Annotated in this window: 5 protein-coding genes; all 5 read right to left on the bottom strand. The window is 68.5% G+C overall.

Features of this window, described 5'->3' with window-relative positions; genetic code table 11:
* Positions 1-200 (bottom strand): hypothetical protein (locus Q0693_RS06240; RefSeq protein ID WP_298630039.1); only part of this gene is annotated, 200 nt, incomplete at its 3' end.
* 50 nt (positions 201-250) lie between these two features.
* Positions 251-493 (bottom strand): hypothetical protein, encoded by a 243-nt coding sequence (locus tag Q0693_RS06235; RefSeq protein ID WP_039457507.1) that lies wholly within the window; start codon positions 491-493, stop codon positions 251-253.
* 31 nt (positions 494-524) lie between these two features.
* Complete coding sequence (locus Q0693_RS06230) at positions 525-752, bottom strand: hypothetical protein (RefSeq protein ID WP_029765744.1); 228 nt, start codon at positions 750-752, stop codon at positions 525-527.
* 36 nt (positions 753-788) lie between these two features.
* Complete coding sequence (locus Q0693_RS06225) at positions 789-929, bottom strand: hypothetical protein (protein WP_167816982.1); 141 nt, start codon at positions 927-929, stop codon at positions 789-791.
* Positions 930-1,406: 477 nt separating this feature from the next.
* Positions 1,407-2,399, bottom strand: coding sequence for a hypothetical protein (locus Q0693_RS06220; protein ID WP_135343489.1), 993 nt, complete (start codon positions 2,397-2,399; stop codon positions 1,407-1,409).
* Positions 2,400-2,656: the final 257 nt, after the last annotated feature.

Genomic DNA, 2,656 nt, shown 5'->3' with positions numbered 1-2,656 from the left:
TTGAGCCTGGCCTCGAGGGCGTAGAGCCGGGAGGCCAGCCCTCTGAGCCCTTCCACCGCCTCCTTCACCTCCCGGGCCACCCGCTCCGCCTCCAGGGGGTGCTCGGAGAGGAAGGCGTGGAGGTCTTCGGCGTAGAGGGCGAGGGCCCGGGCCGCCTGGGCCATCTCCTCTAGGTGCTTTCTGACTCGGATTCGCCGCATCTCCCACCTCCACCCGGGTGCGAAGGGGGGCCACCCGGCCCCCCCTGGCCCTAAGCCACCTCCAGGACCACCCACCCGGCCCGGCTCGGCACGAAGACCTTCTCCCCCGGAAGGGGCTGGACCTCCAGGACCTCCACGTGGCCCAGGGCCTCGAGGTCCTCCAGGTCCACCCACCCCTCCTCCACCAGCCGGGGGTGGACGTAGGCCCCGTGCCGCCGGATGAGGCCCTCCAGGGCTCGGTCCGAGAGCCTGGTCTTGGGAACGCCGTCCGTGTTGGGCAGGAGCGCGATCATCTTGCACCTCCTGCCCTTGGCCGTGGGGCCGTCAGGCCCCCAGGCCCTCTTCCCTATACGCCACCCGCACCCGCTCCGGGCTCACCAGGACGAGGCCGCTCTTCCCCGGAGCGAAGGCCCGCACCACCTCTTCCGCGAGCTCCATGAGGAGGGCGTGGTCCTGGGGCCGGGGCCTTCCAGCCACCTTCACGGGCCTCCCCTCCTCAAAGACCACGGCGAAGCTCCCGCTCACTCGGGCAAACCGCTTTAGCGCTTCCATAGCGGCCTTCCCCGAGGGGCCGGAAGGCCCCCCCGCTCAGAGGCGGTAGAGGACCACCCGGGCACCCTCCGGGCCCAGGGCCTCCTCCATGGCCTCGGTCAGCGAAGCTACCTTGAGGACCACCCCGGGCTTAAGCCCTCCGAGGCCGATGCCCGGGGATGACACAACCGGTGGCACAACTGGTGGCACAGGTGTGTCAAGCCTCTCCCGGGTCAGGGAGGCTACCTCGAGGGGCGCTCGGGCCAGGGTCTATCCACCACGAGGTTTTGCCACCCCCTGGGGGATGAGCGCTACAGAGTTTTGCCACCCCCCTTGGGTGCCCACCACGGAGTTTTGCCACCCCCCTGGGTCTGCTCACCACGAAGTTTTGCTACCCCCCCAAGGGGTAGCACTACCGGGTTTTGCCACCCCCCGGGGGCGAGCACAACAAGGTTTTGCCACCCTCCCCGGGGGTAGCACTACCGGGTTTTGCCACCCCCGGGGGGACGAGCGCTACAGAGTTTTGCCACCCCCCGGGGGGCGGGCACAACAAGGGAGAGGGAAAGTCGGGGAAGAGGGGGTTGTCGGGCAACCTTCGTTGCCAAAAGAGAGCGTTCGGGGCAAACCGAAAACCCCGGAAGGACAAGGTGGTCCCCCCGGGGCAAAGAAGGGTGTCTACCCGATGACCGGGGTCCGGTAGACGGGCTCCCCGGTGGCAGGGTCGCGGTAGACGGCGATCGCCCTGCCCCGCCCTACCTGGTCCAGGTGGTACTTGGCCTTGCGGAGGGTGGCGATGGCCTCAAGCTCCGCCAACAGGCCCTTCAGGTGGGCGTCCGCCTCGGCCACCGCCTCCACGTGGCGGCGCACCTCGTGGACCTTCCAGGAGGGCTCCTTCACGAGCTCCTGCAGGAGGCCGACGGCCATGACGGCCTTCATCGCCTCCCTGGAGAGGCCCTGCCGTACCTCCCACCCGATAGGGCTCTTCACGGCCACCACCTGGCCCTTCTCGCGGTCCACCAGGGCGGAGATGGACCGCACCCTCTCCACGAAAGCCTTCTCCCTGGCGGGGAGGGTGTCCACCAGGGCCTGGAAGCTCCTCAAGGTGCCGTCCCAACCCAGGAGCCTGAGCCTGGCCTCCAGGTCCTCGGGGATGAGGTCCTCGCGCCGGAAGTGGGGGTTGTCCTCGTGCTCCAGGGCCTCCTCGAGGGGGCTCGCGCCCTCCTCGTACTCCACCCCGGAGAGGAACTTCTCCACCCACTTGGCGGCGTCCTCCACCCGCTTGTCCCGGAAGCCCCAATGCTTCTCCTCCCTCGGGGTAAAGTCGTACACCTCCACGGCGTACCTCACCCCCTCGGGGGACTCCCAGGTCATGGGCTTCCGCTCCTCCTTGGCCTTGCCCTTGCCGTGCCGCACGAGCAAGGTGGAGGGCGCTTCCTCCTTCAGCCGCTCCCGGAGGCGGGCCAGGGCCACCTTGACCGCGGCCACGAAGGGGGCGGGCATGTCCTGGGCGTCCGCCAGGACGTAGCCCTCCTTCGCCGCCTTGGTCATCAGGTCCCTCACGCTCCCGTCCTCCTTCCAGAGCCGCCGAAGGGCCTCGAGGGCCTCCTCCACCGAAGCCGCCTGAGCCTGAGCCGCGAAGTAGAGGCTCCGCACGCTGACCTTGACCATCTTGTACCTCCAACCTCATGCTACCTATCTCTGCCGCGTTTAGCAATAGAAGAAACCTTGGAGGGATAAGGGCGTCCCCCCAAGGCGAGGTGCAGGGTGCCGAAGCCGCCTAGACCGCTTGGGTCCTCGTCATGGCCTCCTTCAGGGCCGCTTCAAGCTCCTCAAGCTCCTCTTCCTCCAAGCCGCCCTCTAGGAAGCGCTCCAAGAGCTCCGCCTCCTTCTCGCCCAGCTTCCGCCGGAGGCCATAGCGCTCGATG

The sequence above is a fragment of the uncultured Thermus sp. genome, from assembly GCF_938010445.1.
Taxonomy (GTDB): domain Bacteria; phylum Deinococcota; class Deinococci; order Deinococcales; family Thermaceae; genus Thermus; species Thermus altitudinis.
Note: the sequence above shows the minus strand (reverse complement) of the source record. Positions and strands in the feature narration are given on the sequence as shown.